The 14,210-nt window shown below is 66.3% G+C and carries 13 protein-coding genes; 11 read left to right on the top strand and 2 right to left on the bottom strand.

Annotated elements, in window-relative coordinates; all coding sequences use genetic code 11:
- Positions 1-109 precede the first annotated feature (109 nt).
- From AC13GF_RS17140 to hslU, 9 genes are all read left to right on the top strand, one after another.
- Positions 110-2,221 carry a S9 family peptidase gene (locus AC13GF_RS17140; protein ID WP_483005411.1) on the top strand — a complete coding sequence of 704 codons (2,112 nt, stop codon included), beginning with the start codon at positions 110-112 and terminating at the stop codon, positions 2,219-2,221.
- 55 nt (positions 2,222-2,276) lie between these two features.
- A complete protein-coding gene (locus tag AC13GF_RS17135) occupies positions 2,277-2,702 on the top strand; it encodes a YbaN family protein (protein ID WP_483005410.1) in 426 nt (141 codons plus the stop codon).
- Positions 2,703-2,819: 117 nt separating this feature from the next.
- A complete protein-coding gene (lptM, locus tag AC13GF_RS17130) occupies positions 2,820-3,092 on the top strand; it encodes an LPS translocon maturation chaperone LptM (RefSeq protein WP_483005409.1) in 273 nt (90 codons plus the stop codon).
- Positions 3,085-3,936 carry a diaminopimelate epimerase gene (gene dapF / locus AC13GF_RS17125; RefSeq protein ID WP_483005408.1) on the top strand — a complete coding sequence of 284 codons (852 nt, stop codon included), beginning with the start codon at positions 3,085-3,087 and terminating at the stop codon, positions 3,934-3,936. The genes lptM and dapF overlap by 8 nt, the downstream gene beginning before the upstream one ends.
- Positions 3,933-4,607: a DUF484 family protein gene (locus tag AC13GF_RS17120; RefSeq protein ID WP_483005407.1), complete on the top strand. Its 675-nt coding sequence runs from the start codon at positions 3,933-3,935 to the stop codon at positions 4,605-4,607. Before dapF ends, AC13GF_RS17120 begins: the two co-directional genes overlap by 4 nt.
- A gap of 16 nt (positions 4,608-4,623) precedes the next feature.
- Entirely contained in the window at positions 4,624-5,514 is an 891-nt protein-coding gene (gene xerC / locus AC13GF_RS17115; RefSeq protein WP_483005406.1) for a tyrosine recombinase XerC, read from the top strand.
- 77 nt (positions 5,515-5,591) lie between these two features.
- Entirely contained in the window at positions 5,592-5,792 is a 201-nt protein-coding gene (locus AC13GF_RS17110; protein WP_024957056.1) for a DUF3079 domain-containing protein, read from the top strand.
- Between the two features lie 74 nt (positions 5,793-5,866).
- A complete protein-coding gene (hslV, locus tag AC13GF_RS17105; RefSeq protein ID WP_005411093.1) occupies positions 5,867-6,418 on the top strand; it encodes an ATP-dependent protease subunit HslV in 552 nt (183 codons plus the stop codon).
- A gap of 103 nt (positions 6,419-6,521) precedes the next feature.
- Positions 6,522-7,895 carry an ATP-dependent protease ATPase subunit HslU gene (gene hslU / locus AC13GF_RS17100; RefSeq protein WP_019337671.1) on the top strand — a complete coding sequence of 458 codons (1,374 nt, stop codon included), beginning with the start codon at positions 6,522-6,524 and terminating at the stop codon, positions 7,893-7,895.
- Between the two features lie 52 nt (positions 7,896-7,947).
- Here hslU and AC13GF_RS17095 read toward each other — a convergent pair whose 3' ends face one another.
- On the bottom strand, positions 7,948-8,940 hold the full coding sequence (locus AC13GF_RS17095) for a Gfo/Idh/MocA family protein (RefSeq protein WP_483005405.1): 993 nt from the start codon (positions 8,938-8,940) through the stop codon (positions 7,948-7,950).
- Between the two features lie 45 nt (positions 8,941-8,985).
- Positions 8,986-9,645: an efflux transporter SmeDEF transcriptional repressor SmeT gene (smeT, locus tag AC13GF_RS17090; RefSeq protein WP_126930139.1), complete on the bottom strand. Its 660-nt coding sequence runs from the start codon at positions 9,643-9,645 to the stop codon at positions 8,986-8,988.
- 226 nt (positions 9,646-9,871) lie between these two features.
- Between smeT and smeD the strand changes: the two genes are divergently transcribed.
- The gene (gene smeD, locus AC13GF_RS17085; RefSeq protein WP_094002391.1) at positions 9,872-11,056 is read left to right on the top strand and encodes a multidrug efflux RND transporter periplasmic adaptor subunit SmeD; all 1,185 of its coding nucleotides are present in this window, start codon (positions 9,872-9,874) and stop codon (positions 11,054-11,056) included.
- A gap of 12 nt (positions 11,057-11,068) precedes the next feature.
- On the top strand, positions 11,069-14,191 hold the full coding sequence (gene smeE / locus AC13GF_RS17080) for a multidrug efflux RND transporter permease subunit SmeE (protein WP_483005404.1): 3,123 nt from the start codon (positions 11,069-11,071) through the stop codon (positions 14,189-14,191).
- The last annotated feature ends 19 nt before the right edge of the window (positions 14,192-14,210 follow it).

Genomic DNA, 14,210 nt, shown 5'->3' with positions numbered 1-14,210 from the left:
CCGGCAGGCATGGCCACCATGACGTTCCGCAGGGTTGCCCACCGTCCTTCCGCAACCCAGACTCGAACACAAGGACGCCATTGCATTGCGGCTCAAGGAGCCTTATTTCATGAAATCCACCCTCTGCCTGTTGCTTGCCAGCCTGATGACCACCACTGCCACCGCCGCCACTCCGCCCGTTCCGCCGGATGCCGCCAAGCATCCGCATGTGGTCAAGGCGCCGTTCGGCGCGACCCGCAACGACGACTACTACTGGCTGCGCGATGACAAGCGCGAGAACAAGGACATGCTGGCCTACCTGCAGGCCGAGAATGCCTATGCCGACCAGCTTCTGGCGCCGCTGAAGCCGCTGGAAGACACCCTGTACAAGGAGATCGTCGGCCGCATCAAGCAGGACGATTCCAGCGTGCCGGCGCGCGAGCGCGGCTACTGGTACTACAGCCGTTTCGAGACCGGCCAGGACTACCCGATCCACGCGCGCCGCAAGGGCAGCATGGACGCGGCCGAAGAGATCCTGCTGGACGTCAACACGATGGCCGCTGGCAAGGGTTACTTCAGCGTCGGCTCGATGGAGGTCAGCCAGGACAACCAGCTGCTGGCCTGGGCCGATGATGATGTCGGCCGCCGCCAGTACACGATCCGCTTCAAGGACCTGGCCACCGGCAAGGTGCTGCCCGATGTGATCACCGGCAGCTCGGGCGACCTGGTCTGGGCTGACGACAACCGCACCGTGCTGTATGTCGAGAACGATCCGGAAACGCTGCTGACCGTGCGCGTGAAGAAGCACGTGCTGGGCACCCTGGCCAGCGCCGACACCGTCGTCTACGAAGAGAAGGACGACAGCTTCTACATGGGCATCGGCCGCACCCGCGACGATCGCTTCATCACCATCGGCGTGCACAGCACCGTGTCCTCGGAAGAGCGTTACGCGCCGGCCAGCGACCCGACGAACTTTACCGTGCTGGCGCCGCGCCAGCGCGATGTCGAGTACGACGCCGACCACTACGATGGTCGCTGGGTGATCCGCACCAACGACGGTGCAAAGAACTTCAAGCTGGTCACCGCACCGACCGATGCGACCTCGCGTGCGCAGTGGAAGGACTGGATCGCGCACGACGATGCGGTGTTCATCGAAGGCTTCGAACTGTTCGATGCGTATACCGCCATTGCCGAACGTTCCCAGGGCCTGGAGCGCATCCGCCTGCTGTTCAAGGATGGCCGCAGCGACTACGTGAAGGCCGATGAGCCGGCGTATTCGATGGGCCTGGGCGACAACACCGAGGCCGATACGCCGTGGCTGCGCTACGTCTACACCTCGATGACCACCCCGACCACGGTGTTCGAGCTGAACACCGCCACCGGCGAGCGCCGCCAGCTGAAGCAGCAGCCGGTGATCGGCTATGACGCCTCGAAGTACGAGACCGACCGCGTCTGGATCACCGCGCGCGATGGCGTGAAGGTGCCGGTGTCGCTGGTCTACCGCAAGGGCTACCAGAAGGATGGCAAGGGCGCGCTGTTCCAGTACGCCTATGGCAGCTACGGCATGTCGATGGACCCGTATTTCAACCAGACCGCGGTGAGCCTGCTCGACCGTGGCGTGGTGTATGCCATCGCCCACATCCGCGGCGGCCAGGAAATGGGCCGCGACTGGTACGAGAACGGCAAGCTGCTGCACAAGCAGAACACCTTCAATGACTTCATCGATGTCACTCGCGGCCTGGTGGCACAGGGCTGGGCGGCGAAGGATCGCGTCGCCGCGTCCGGTGGCAGCGCCGGTGGCCTGCTGATGGGCGCGGTGGCCAACCAGGCGCCGCAGGATTACCGGGTGATGGTGGCGCAGGTGCCGTTCGTCGACGTGGTCACCACCATGCTCGATCCGACCATTCCGCTGACCACCAACGAGTACGATGAGTGGGGCAACCCGGAGCAGAAGCCGTATTACGACTACATGCTGTCCTACTCGCCCTATGACAACGTGAAGCAGCAGGCATACCCGGCGCTGTTCGTGGGTACCGGCCTGTGGGATTCGCAGGTGCAGTACTGGGAACCGGCCAAGTGGGTGGCCAAGCTGCGTGACGACAACACCGGCCACTACCCGATCCTGTTCCGCACCAACATGGAAGCCGGTCACGGCGGCAAGTCGGGGCGCTTCCAGCGCTACCGCGAGCTGTCCGAGTCGTACGCGTTCGTGCTGCAGCAGCTGGGCATCGTCCAGCCGTAATGACGCAAGGGGTGCCGGGCGTTGCCTGGCACCCCGAACCGGTATCCTTGCGGCCATGAGCCAGCCCGAACCCCCCGCACCCCGCGATACCGTCACGCCAGCGCGCGTGGTGCGCTTCCGCTGGGCGTGGTGGCTGCTGGCCTATGTCAGCCTGGGCACCGGCATCGTCGGCATCTTCGTGCCGGGCCTGCCGACCACCGTATTCATCCTGATCTCGGCGTGGGCCGCCTCGCGCGGTTCCGAGCGCCTGCACCACTGGCTGCTGCAGCATCCGCGCTTCGGCCCGGCCATCGCCAACTGGCAGGCCCATGGTGCAGTCAGCCGCTACGGCAAGTGGATGGCTACGATCACCATGGCGGTATGCGCCGGCATCATGCTGTGGTGCGTGCCGATTGCCTGGGTGAAGTGGTTCTCGATCGGCAGCATGACCGTGGTGGCGATCTGGCTGTGGACCCGGCCGCTGCCGCCGCCGGCGGGGTAGAGTCGACCGTTGGTCGACTGCTCTCCCGGCCGCCGGCGAAAACCCCGCGCTGCGCGCGATAGTCGACCAACGGTCGACTCTACCTACCGCTCAGCCGCCAATGGCTATACTCGGGGCATGAAGAACCCCCATCGAAACGCCATCCTGATTCCGCTGGCAGCGGCTTCGCTGCTGTTCCTCGCCGCCTGCGGCAACAAGGGCCCGCTGGTGCTGCCGCAGAAGCCGGTGCCGGTGGAAGAAACCGTCGAACCGGTTGCCGAGCCCGCTACCGAAGCGACCCCGGTGGAGACCCAGGGCAGTGGCCCCCCGGCCACGACCGTGGACCCGGCTGTACCGACCACGCAACCGGCGCCTGCGCCTGCGAAGAAGGTGGGCGGCGGGAATGAGTAAGGCCGGTTCCAAGGCGCTGCGCTTCAGCAAGATGCATGGCGCAGGCAATGATTTCGTAGTGATCGACCTGCGTGACGGCACCGCGCCGCCCACGCCTGAACTGGCCGCGCGCCTGGCCGACCGCCACACAGGCGTCGGCTGCGATCAGATCCTGACCATCGAGGCACCGCGCGCGGAAGGCTCGGTGGCTTCGTACCGCATCTGGAATGCCGACGGTTCCAACTCCGAGCAGTGCGGCAACGGCGCGCGCTGCATCGCGGCCTGGCTGGTGCGCGAAGGCAGTGCACAGGGTGATCAGTTCGTCATCGACAGCCCGCTGGCCAGCCACGAAGTGAAGGTGCTGGGTGAGGGCCAGTTCGCGGTAACCATGGGCGTGCCCGCGTTCGAGCCGGCCAACGTGCCGCTGATGGGCTTTGCCCACGCGCGCGAGGAATACCTGCTGCCGCTGCAGGGCGAGAGCGTACGCTTCGCCGCGGTGTCGATGGGCAATCCGCACGCGGTGATCGAAGTGGGCCTGATCGATGCGGCACCGGTCGAGCGCGTCGGTGCGCTGCTGCAGCAGCATGCGTCGTTCCCGCGCTCGGTGAACGTGGGCTTCGCCCAGGTGATGGGCCCGGCGCATGCACGTCTGCGTGTGAATGAACGTGGCGTCGGCGAAACCCTGGCCTGCGGCAGCGGCGCCTGTGCCGCAGCGGTGACCCTGATGCAGCGCGGTCGCCTGCAGCGCGATGCGCGCATCAGCCTGCCAGGGGGTGACCTGCGCATCCAGTGGCCGGGCGATGGCCAGCCGGTGGTGATGGCCGGCCCGACCGCATTTGTCTTCGAAGGGGAGTGGATCGCATGACCGAAACCGTCGACAAGCTCGGAGCCCATGAAGTCGCTGCCTGGTTGCGGCGACATCCCGGCTTCCTCAAGCAGTTCCCGGACCTGGCCCTGACCCTGGTGGTGCCGCGCGACGACGGCCCGACCGCGTCGCTGGCCAGCTACCAGCTGGAAGTGCTGCGCGAGAAGAACCGCGAGCTGGCGCGACGGTTGGCCGACCTGGGCGCGACCGCCCAGGTCAATGAACGCCTGGCGGTGCGCACGCATCAGCTGACCCTGGCGCTGATGAAGCAGGACAACGCTGCCGATACCCTGCGTGCGATGGCTGCCTCGCTGCAGGAAGATTTCGCCGGTGATCTTGTGCGGCTGGTAGTGCACACGCCGGTGTCCGGGCTGGAGCAGGCCGACTGGCTGCAGGTGATCGCTGCGGATGATCCGCAGCTGGGCCCGTTCCGTGACTGCCTGAAGGACGGCGAGCCGATCTGTGGCCGCCTGCAGCCGGAGAAGAATGCCGTGCTGTATGGCGTGCGCAGCGAAGAAGTGCAGACCACCGCACTGCTGCCGTTGCCAGGCGTAGGCCTGATCGCGGTCGGCAGCCACGACCCGAACCGCTTCTATCCGGGCATGGGGACGCTGTTCCTGCGGATGATGGGCGACGCCCTGGTCACCGGCCTGAAGCGCTTCCCGGGCTGAGCAGGACACGACGACGATGAGCGCGGTACAGGCCTTCCTGCAGCATCTGCAGGTGGAGCGGCGGATGTCGGCGCATACGCTCGATGCCTACCGCCGTGATCTGGATGCGTTGTCGGTCTGGGCCGAGCCGCGCGGTGTTGTGGTGGAAGCACTCGATGCCGAGGCGCTGCGCCAGTTCGTCGCTGATGAGCACCGCCGTGGCCTGTCGGCCAAGAGCCTGCAGCGCCGCTTGTCCGCCTGCCGCAGCTTCTATGCCTGGCTGCTCAAGCACGGGCGCATCGAGGTCAGTCCGGCGGCGACGCTGAAGGCCCCGCGTGCGCCGCGCCGGTTGCCGCAGGTGCTGGACGCCGACGAAGCCGTGCAGCTGGTCGAGCTGGAACCGGAAGGCGAGCTTGGCCGTCGCGACAGGGCGCTGCTGGAACTGTTCTATTCCTCCGGCCTGCGCCTGAGCGAAGTCTGCGCGCTGACCTGGCGTGATCTGGATTTCGACAGCGGCCTGGTCAACGTGCTGGGCAAGGGCAATCGCCAGCGCCGCGTGCCGTTCGGCAGGCCAGCGCGCGAAGCACTGCAGGCGTGGCGCGCGGAAAGTGGTGGTGGACCGGCCTCGCCGGTATTTCCCGGCCGCAACGGGCCGATCAGCCAACGCGCGGTGCAGATCCGCATCCGCCAGCTGGCGCAGCGCCAGGGTCTGTTCAAGCACGTACATCCGCACATGCTGCGGCACAGCTTCGCCAGCCATATCCTGGAATCGTCCGGTGATCTGCGTGGCGTGCAGGAGCTGCTGGGCCATGCCGACATCGCCACCACCCAGATCTATACCCATCTCGATTTCCAGCACCTGGCCAAGGTCTACGATGCCGCGCATCCACGTGCGAAGCGCCGCAGCAGGGACGACAAGGCTGAATAGCCCGCCCTTGATCTGGATCAGGGCAGGGCGGGCGCTGCCGGCGCATCGTGGCCGCAGGCCACGAGGAACCCGCCACCATGGCGAAGCCCATTCCGCTGCACCCCAAGCATCCCGAGCGCATCTGCTGGGGCTGCGACCGCTACTGCGCGGCTGACGCACTGGCCTGTGGCAATGGCTCCGGTCGCACCCAGCATCCGATCGAGACGCAGGGCGAAGACTGGTACATCGCTTGGGGCATCGAACCCAATCCGGACCGGCCGTCGCACGCCAAGCGCTGAACGGCAGCCATCCGCACAGGCTTGATCGCACCCGGCGCTGTCCCCATGTCCCGGGAACAGCTATCGGAGGCCGCATGGACCCCAGTCAGAATCCCAACGTTTTCCACGCCACCACCATCGTCTGCGTCCGTCGCGGCGAGCACGTGGCCATTGCCGGCGACGGCCAGGTCACGCTGGGCCACACCGTGATGAAGGGCAATGCGCGCAAGGTGCGCCGCCTCGGTCGTGATGGCCAGGTGCTGGCCGGCTTCGCCGGTGCCGCCGCCGATGCCTTCACCCTGTTCGAGCTGTTCGAGGCGAAGCTGGAAAAGCACGGCCAGCTGCAGCGCGCTGCGGTCGAACTGGCCAAGGATTGGCGCACCGAGCGCCGCCTGGGCAAGCTCGAGGCCCTGCTGGCAGTGGCCGACAAGGAAACCTCGCTGATCATCAGCGGCACCGGTGATGTGATCGAACCGGAGGACGGCATCATCGCCATCGGTTCCGGTGGTTCCTATGCACTGTCGGCCGCCCGTGCGCTGATGGCGCACACCGAGCTGGACGCGCGCACCATCGCCAGCGAAGCGATCGGCATTGCCGGCGACATCTGCATCTACACCAACCGCAACGTGGTGGTCGAGGAGCTGTGAGGGGCGTGCCGGCTGCTGGCCGGCAACCTCATGAACCCCCGCACGCGTGCCTGGTTGCCGGCCAGCGGCCGGCACTACCGACAATGAATTCGTGAGCACATCCATGTCGAAGATCGAAGTTTCCTCCGCCACCATGACCCCGCGCGAGATCGTGCAGGAACTGGACCGGCATATCGTGGGCCAGCACGACGCCAAGCGCGCCGTGGCCATCGCCCTGCGCAACCGCTGGCGCCGCATGCAGCTGGTGCCTGAGCTGCGCAATGAAGTGATGCCGAAGAACATCCTGATGATCGGCCCGACCGGCGTCGGCAAGACCGAGATCGCGCGCCGCCTGGCCACGTTGGCCAACGCACCGTTCGTGAAGGTTGAAGCCACCCGCTTCACCGAAGTCGGCTACGTCGGCAAGGACGTCGAGCAGATCATCCGCGACCTGGCCGATACCGCCGTAAAGCTCTATCGCGAACAGGCCAAGGTGCGCGTGCGTACCCAGGCCGAAGAACGCGCCGAAGACCGCATCCTCGATGCGCTGCTGCCGCGCCGCAGCGGTGGCATCGGCTTCGATCCGGAAGTGGCCCGCAACGAGCCGTCGGCGCAGGACAACGAGACCCGCATCAAGTTCCGCAAGATGCTGCGCAACGGTGAGCTGGACGAGCGCGAGATCGAGCTCGACCTGGCCGCCAACGTCAGCATGGACATCATGACCCCGCCGGGCATGGAGGAAATGGGCCAGCAGCTGAAGTCGATGTTCGCCAACCTCGGCGGCGGCGCCAAGGCGCACAAGCGCACGCTGACCATCAAGGCGGCGCGTCCGCTGCTGGTGGAAGAAGAGGCCGGCAAACTGGTCAACGAGGACGATATCCGCACGGCGGCGATTGAGGCCTGCGAGCAGCACGGCATCGTCTTCATCGACGAGATCGACAAGGTCGCCAAGCGTGGTGACAACGTGGGTGGCGGCGATGTCTCCCGCGAAGGCGTGCAGCGCGACCTGCTGCCGCTGGTGGAAGGCTCCAACGTGTCCACCAAGTACGGCACGATCAAGACCGACCACATCCTGTTCATCGCCTCCGGTGCGTTCCACCTGGCCAAGCCCAGCGATCTGATTCCGGAGCTGCAGGGTCGCTTCCCGATCCGCGTTGAACTGGGTGCGCTGAGCAAGAACGATTTCGTGCGCATCCTGACCGAGCCGAAGGCCGCGCTGACCAAGCAGTACGAAGCGCTGCTGGCTACCGAGGGTGTCAAGGTCAGCTTCACCGCCGACGCCATCGATCGCCTGGCCGAGATCGCCTTCCAGGTGAACGAGCGCCAGGAGAACATCGGTGCCCGTCGCCTGCATACGGTGCTGGAGCGCCTGCTGGATTCGCTCAGCTACGAGGCACCGGACCGCGACGGCGAGACCCTGGCCATCGACAGTGCTTATGTCGATGCGCATCTGGGTGAGCTGGTGCAGGATCCGGACCTGAGCCGCTACATCCTGTAATGCCGACGCTGCAAAGCATGAGGCCGCCGAAAGGCGGCCTTTTTGTTGGCGGTCAGCGCGGGTGTAGGGCGCGGTAGGCCTGCAGTACCTGGTCGATCACCGCACTGGTGCGTGCGGCGCTGGTGCCGGTCGAGGGTGAACGTCCGTTGCCGCGCAGTTCGTCCACGAGGGCGGCGATCAACGGCTGCTGGACCGATGGCGGGTTCGGGATATCGAATGCCTGCACGCCCGCTTCGGTCTCCAGAACCACCGGAACGTCCTCGAACGTGGCAAAGCGCAGCTGCCCGTGGTCGCCGGTGATCTCGATCTCATCCTGGGGGCGGAAGGCGCAGAAACTCCATTGCGCGATGCCGTGCGCCCCCGCCCCGGTGCGGAAGCACATCGAGACGCTGTCCTCGGCGGGGTAGGCGCCAGTCAACGAACTGGCCAGGCCACGCACTTCGCTCAGAGGCCCCAGCAGATGGTCGAGCAGGTCCAGGGTATGCGAACCCAGATCGACGAACAGGCCGCCGCCGGCGATCGCCGGGTTGGTCCGCCAAAAGTCCGGCGAGGCGGCATTCGTCGAATGCGGCCGATGCAGGGTGGCGCGCACGCTGCGCGGTGTGCCGATCGCGCCGCTGTCCAGCAGCTGCTTCACCTGCGCGAAGCGGGGCAGGGCGCGGCGGTAATAGGCCACGAACACCGGCACGCCGCAGCGCGCGCTGGCCTCCAGCACGCGTTCGCATTCCGCGTGATCCATGGCCATCGGCTTTTCGATGTAGACCGGCTTGCCCGCGGCTATCGCCTGCAGCGCGTACTGCATGTGCGTCGAGGGCGGCGTTGCGACGTACACCGCGTTCACTTCCGGATCGGCGATGAGCGCATCAGCGTCCGCGTACCAGCGGGGAATGGCATGGCGCCGCGCGTAATCCTCGGCCAACGCTGCATTGCGGCGCATGACCGCTGCCACCCGTGAGCCGGGTGTGCTGGCCAGGGCGGGGCCGCTCTTCTTCTCGGTGACACTGCCGCAGCCGATGAAGCCCCACACCACGTTGTCCAGGATCATGGGTCCGTCCTCACATGGGTGCCGGGGTGGCGGCAGCGGCGCCACTCACGCTTCGGGCAGGGGCTCGGGCACGGTGCCGGGCACGAACACGCCGTCCTTCACGTAGGCGGCCAGGGTCATGTCCAGTGCGAGCATGCCGTCGCGCTTGAGGTCCATCAGGTCCGGTTCGACCATCGCCCCGTGCAGCACGCCCAGCACGGTGGCGTGCAGCATGCGCGCGGCGATCTTGGGGTCGGCGCCTTCGCGCAGCTGGCCCAGATCGCGGGCGCGGCGCAGGGCGCGCTCCATCCGGTCCAGTGCATCGCGGAATCCGGCCTGCTGCATTTCGGTCAGTACCTTGGTGTCGGCCGAGGCATCGCTGCGCAGCATGATCTCCATGGTCTTGCGCAGGCGTTCATCCTCGGACAGCTCGATGAACGAGTGGATCATCACCGCGCGCAGGTCGTGCACCGGCGTGTCGCGCTGGTCGGTGGAGGTGCGTTCCAGTTCCTGCATGAAGGGCAGGTGCACCCGTTCGACGATCGCGGCCAGCACCTCGCTCTTGTTCTTGAAGTGCCAATAGACCGCGCCACGGGTATAGCCGGCGCGGGCGCCGATCATCTCCAGCGTGGTACGGGCCACGCCGTGTTCATGGAAGCAGGCTTCGGCGGCGTCAAGGATGCCTTCCCGGGTTGCCTGGGTGTCCTCTTTGGTCTTGCGGGCCATGGGTAGGGTACGAGTGCGGGTGAAACGTGGCTGAATTGTACCGGTTTACAAACAAACAAGCATGTATGTATATTTCGTTCCCATCATTCCCGTCGTGTGCGTGGCAGGCCTGTCCGGCTCCCACTCCACCCGGGTGGGCGCTGTTCGCACGGTCTTCACCTTTGCTGGTGGAGGGTCCGCCGTATCAGCGCTGGCTGAGACCCTTTCCTCCAAGAGCCTTTCCGTCATGTTGCTGAGCCGAATCCGACCCTTTGCACTGTCGCTGGCAATCGCCGCGACCGTGGCTGCCTGCGGCGGCCAACCCCAGGCCCCCGAACAGGGCCCGGGTGACGTCACCGTGGTCACGCTGAAGTCCGAGACCGTGGGCCTGACCCGCGAACTGCCGGGCCGTACCAATGCCTTCCTGGTTGCCGAAGTGCGCCCGCAGGTCAATGGCATCGTCGCCAAGCGCCTGTTCACCGAAGGTGGCATGGTCAAGGCCGGCGAGCCGCTGTACCAGCTCGACGACGCCAGCTACCGCGCCCAGGCCAACAACGCCCGCGCTCAGCTGGCCCGTGCCGAAGCCACTGCCAATGCCGCCCGCCTGAGCGCCAAGCGCATCACCGAGCTGGCCAAGGTGGACGCGGTCAGCCAGCAGGACCTGGAAAACGCCGTGGCTGCGCAGAAGCAGGCCGAGGCTGACGTCGGTGCCGCCAAGGCCTCGCTGGATGCGGCCAACGTCACCCTCGGCTACGCCCGCATCACCGCGCCGATCAGCGGCCGCATCGGCAAGTCCAGCGTCACCCAGGGTGCGCTGGTCAACGCCGGCCAGGCCAATGCACTGGCCACCGTGCAGCAGCTGGATCCGATCTATGTCGACCTGACCCAGTCCTCGGCCGAGCTGCTGCAGCTACGCCGCGAACTGGCCGCCGGCCGCCTGCAGGACAACCAGACGCTGCCGGTCAGCATCCTGATGGAAGACGGCAGCACCTTCGAGCACAAGGGCACGCTGGAGTTCTCCGAAGTCAGCGTCGATCCGGCCACCGGCAGCTTTGGTCTGCGCGTGAAGGTGGACAACCCGGACGGTCTGCTGATGCCGGGCATGTACGTGCGCGCGGTGATCGGCGGCGGCGTGCGCAGCGATGCGGTGCTGGTACCGATGGCCGGCATCGCCCGCGATCCGAAGGGTGACACCTCCGCGATGGTGGTCGACAAGGACAACAAGGTCGAAGTGCGCCCGGTCAAGGTCAGCCGCACGGTTGGCGACAAGTGGCTGGTCGAGGACGGTCTGAAGGCCGGCGACAAGGTCATCGTCGAAGGCCTGCAGAAGATCGGCCCCGGCATGCCGGTCAAGGCCACCGAGAAGGGCGCTGCGCCGGCCAAGCCGGCCGCCGCCGCCCAGCCTGCCGCTCCGGCCGGCGACGCGAAGTAAGCGGAGAACCCCATGGCACGCTTTTTCATCGATCGACCCATCTTTGCATGGGTGATCGCCATCATCATCATGCTCGCCGGCGGCCTGGCCCTGTTCAAGCTGCCGGTCTCGATGTACCCCAACGTCGCACCGCCGGCGGTGGAAATCAGCGCCACCTACCCGGGTGCATCGGCCAAGGTGGTCGAGGACTCGGTGACGCAGATCATCGAGCAGAACATGAAGGGCCTTGATGGCCTGATCTACTTCTCCTCCAACAGCTCGTCCAACGGCCAGGCCACCATCACCCTGACCTTCGAGAGCGGCACCAACCCGGACATCGCCCAGGTGCAGGTGCAGAACAAGCTGCAGCTGGCCATGCCGCTGCTGCCGCAGGAAGTGCAGCGGCAGGGCATCAACGTGGCCAAGTCCAGCTCGGGCTTCCTGAACGTCATCGCGTTCGTGTCCGAGAACGGCAGCATGGACGCCAACGACATCGCCGACTACGTCGGTTCCAATGTCGTCGACCGTCTGAGCCGCGTGCCGGGCGTGGGCAACATCCAGGTGTTCGGTGGCAAGTACGCCATGCGCATCTGGCTGGACCCGAACAAGCTGCATACCTATGGGCTGTCGGTTGCGGAAGTGACCGCAGCGATCAAGGCACAGAACGCCCAGGTGGCCATCGGCCAGCTCGGCGGTGCGCCGTCGATCAAGGGCCAGCAGCTCAACGCCACCATCAACGCGCAGTCGCGCCTGCAGACCCCGGAACAGTTCCGCAACATCATCGTGCGCGGTGCGCAGGACGGTGCCGAGCTGCGCCTGGGTGATGTCGCCCGCGTCGAGCTGGGTGCGGAATCGTACGACTTCGTCACCCGCTACAACGGCCAGCCGGCCAGCGGCCTGGCGGTCACCCTGGCCACCGGCGCCAACGCGCTGGATACCGCCGCCGGCGTGGATGCCGCGCTGCAGGACATGAAGAGCTTCTTCCCGGCCGGCCTGAAGGCAGAGATCCCGTACGACACGACCCCGTTCGTGCGCGTGTCGATCAAGGGCGTGGTGCAGACCCTGATCGAAGCGATCGTGCTGGTGTTCGTGGTGATGTACCTGTTCCTGCAGAACTTCCGCGCCACCCTGATCCCGACCATCGCCGTGCCGGTGGTGCTGCTGGGTACCTTCGGCGTGCTGGCGATGCTGGGCTTCTCGGTGAACATGCTGACCATGTTCGCGATGGTGCTGGCCATCGGCCTGCTGGTGGACGATGCCATCGTGGTGGTGGAGAACGTCGAGCGCATCATGTCCGAGGAAGGACTGTCGCCGCTCGAGGCGACCCGCAAGTCGATGGGCCAGATCACCGGCGCGCTGGTGGGTATCGGACTGGTGCTGTCGGCGGTGTTCGTGCCGATGGCCTTCATGAGCGGCTCCACCGGCGTGATCTATCGCCAGTTCTCGGCCACGATCGTTTCGGCGATGGCGCTGTCGGTGCTGGTCGCGATCGTGCTGACCCCGGCGCTGTGCGCGACCATGCTCAAGCCGCTGAAGAAGGGTGAGCATCACGTCGCACACAAGGGCTGGTCCGGTCGTTTCTTCAACGGCTTCAACCGTGGCTTCGACCGCACCAGCGAAAGCTACCAGCGCGGCGTGCGCGGCATCATCCACCGCCCGTGGCGCTTCATGGGCATCGTGGCGGCACTGTTCGTGCTGATGGGCGTGCTGTTCGTGCGCCTGCCCAGCTCGTTCCTGCCCAACGAAGATCAGGGCGTGCTGATGGCGCTGGTGCAGGCACCGGTGGGTGCCACCCAGGAACGTACGCTGGAATCGATCGCGGCACTGGAAAACCACTTCCTGCAGAACGAAAAGGATGCGGTGGACTCGGTGTTCTCGGTGCAGGGCTTCAGCTTCGCCGGCATGGGCCAGAACGCCGGCATGGCGTTCGTCAAGCTGAAGGACTGGAGCGAGCGTGATGCCGACAACGGCGTGATGCCGATCACCGGGCGCGCGATGGCGGCCCTGGGCCAGATCAAGGATGCCTTCATCTTCGCCTTCCCGCCGCCGGCCATTCCGGAACTGGGTACCGCCTCGGGTTACACCTTCTTCCTGAAGGACAACAGCGGCCAGGGCCACGAGGCACTGGTGGCCGCGCGCAACCAGCTGCTCGGCCTCGCTGCGGGCAGCAAGAAGCTGGCCAACGTGCGCCCGAACGGCCAGGAAGACACGCCGCAGTTCCGCATCGACATCGACGCGGCCAAGGCGACCTCGCTGGGGCTGTCGATCGACCAGGTCAACGGCACGCTGGCCGCCGCATGGGGCAGCTCGTACATCGACGACTTCGTCGATCGTGGCCGCGTCAAGCGCGTGTTCGTGCAGGCCGACCAGCCGTTCCGCATGGTGCCGGAGGACTTCGATCTCTGGTCCGTGAAGAACGACAAGGGCGAGATGGTGCCGTTCAGCGCGTTCGCCACCAAGCACTGGGACTACGGTTCGCCGCGTCTTGAGCGCTACAACGGTGTGTCGGCAATGGAAATCCAGGGCGAACCGGCCCCGGGTGTCGCCTCCGGTGATGCCATGGCCGAGATCGAGCAGCTGGCCAAGCAGTTGCCGCAGGGCTTCGGCATCGAGTGGACGGCGATGTCCTACCAGGAACGCCAGGCCGGCTCGCAGACGCCGCTGCTGTACACGCTGTCGCTGATGATCGTGTTCCTGTGCCTGGCCGCGATGTACGAAAGCTGGAGCGTGCCGACCGCAGTGCTGCTGGCGGCCCCGCTGGGCATCCTCGGCGCGGTGCTGGCCAACACCTTCAAGGGCCTGGAGCGCGACATCTACTTCCAGGTGGCGATGCTGACCACGGTGGGCCTGACCAGCAAGAACGCGATCCTGATCGTCGAGTTCGCCAAGGAGAACCTGGAGAAGGGCGCAGGCCTGATCGAATCGATCATGCATGCCGTGCGCGACCGCTTGCGTCCGATCGTGATGACCTCGCTGGCCTTCGGCATGGGCGTGGTACCGCTGGCGATCTCCACCGGTGCGGGTTCCGGCGCCAAGCAGGCGATCGGCACCGGCGTGCTCGGCGGCATGATCGTCGGCACCGTGCTCGGCGTGTTCTTCGTGCCGCTGTTCTTCGTGGTGGTGCAGCGCGTGTTCAAGCGCAAATCCACGACGTAAGCGAAACGGTAGTGCCGGC

The sequence above is a fragment of the Stenotrophomonas sp. 22LJNL06-5-1 genome (assembly GCF_056861455.1).
The sequence above is the reverse complement of the archived record's forward strand: the minus strand, read 5'-3'. Positions and strand labels throughout refer to the sequence as shown.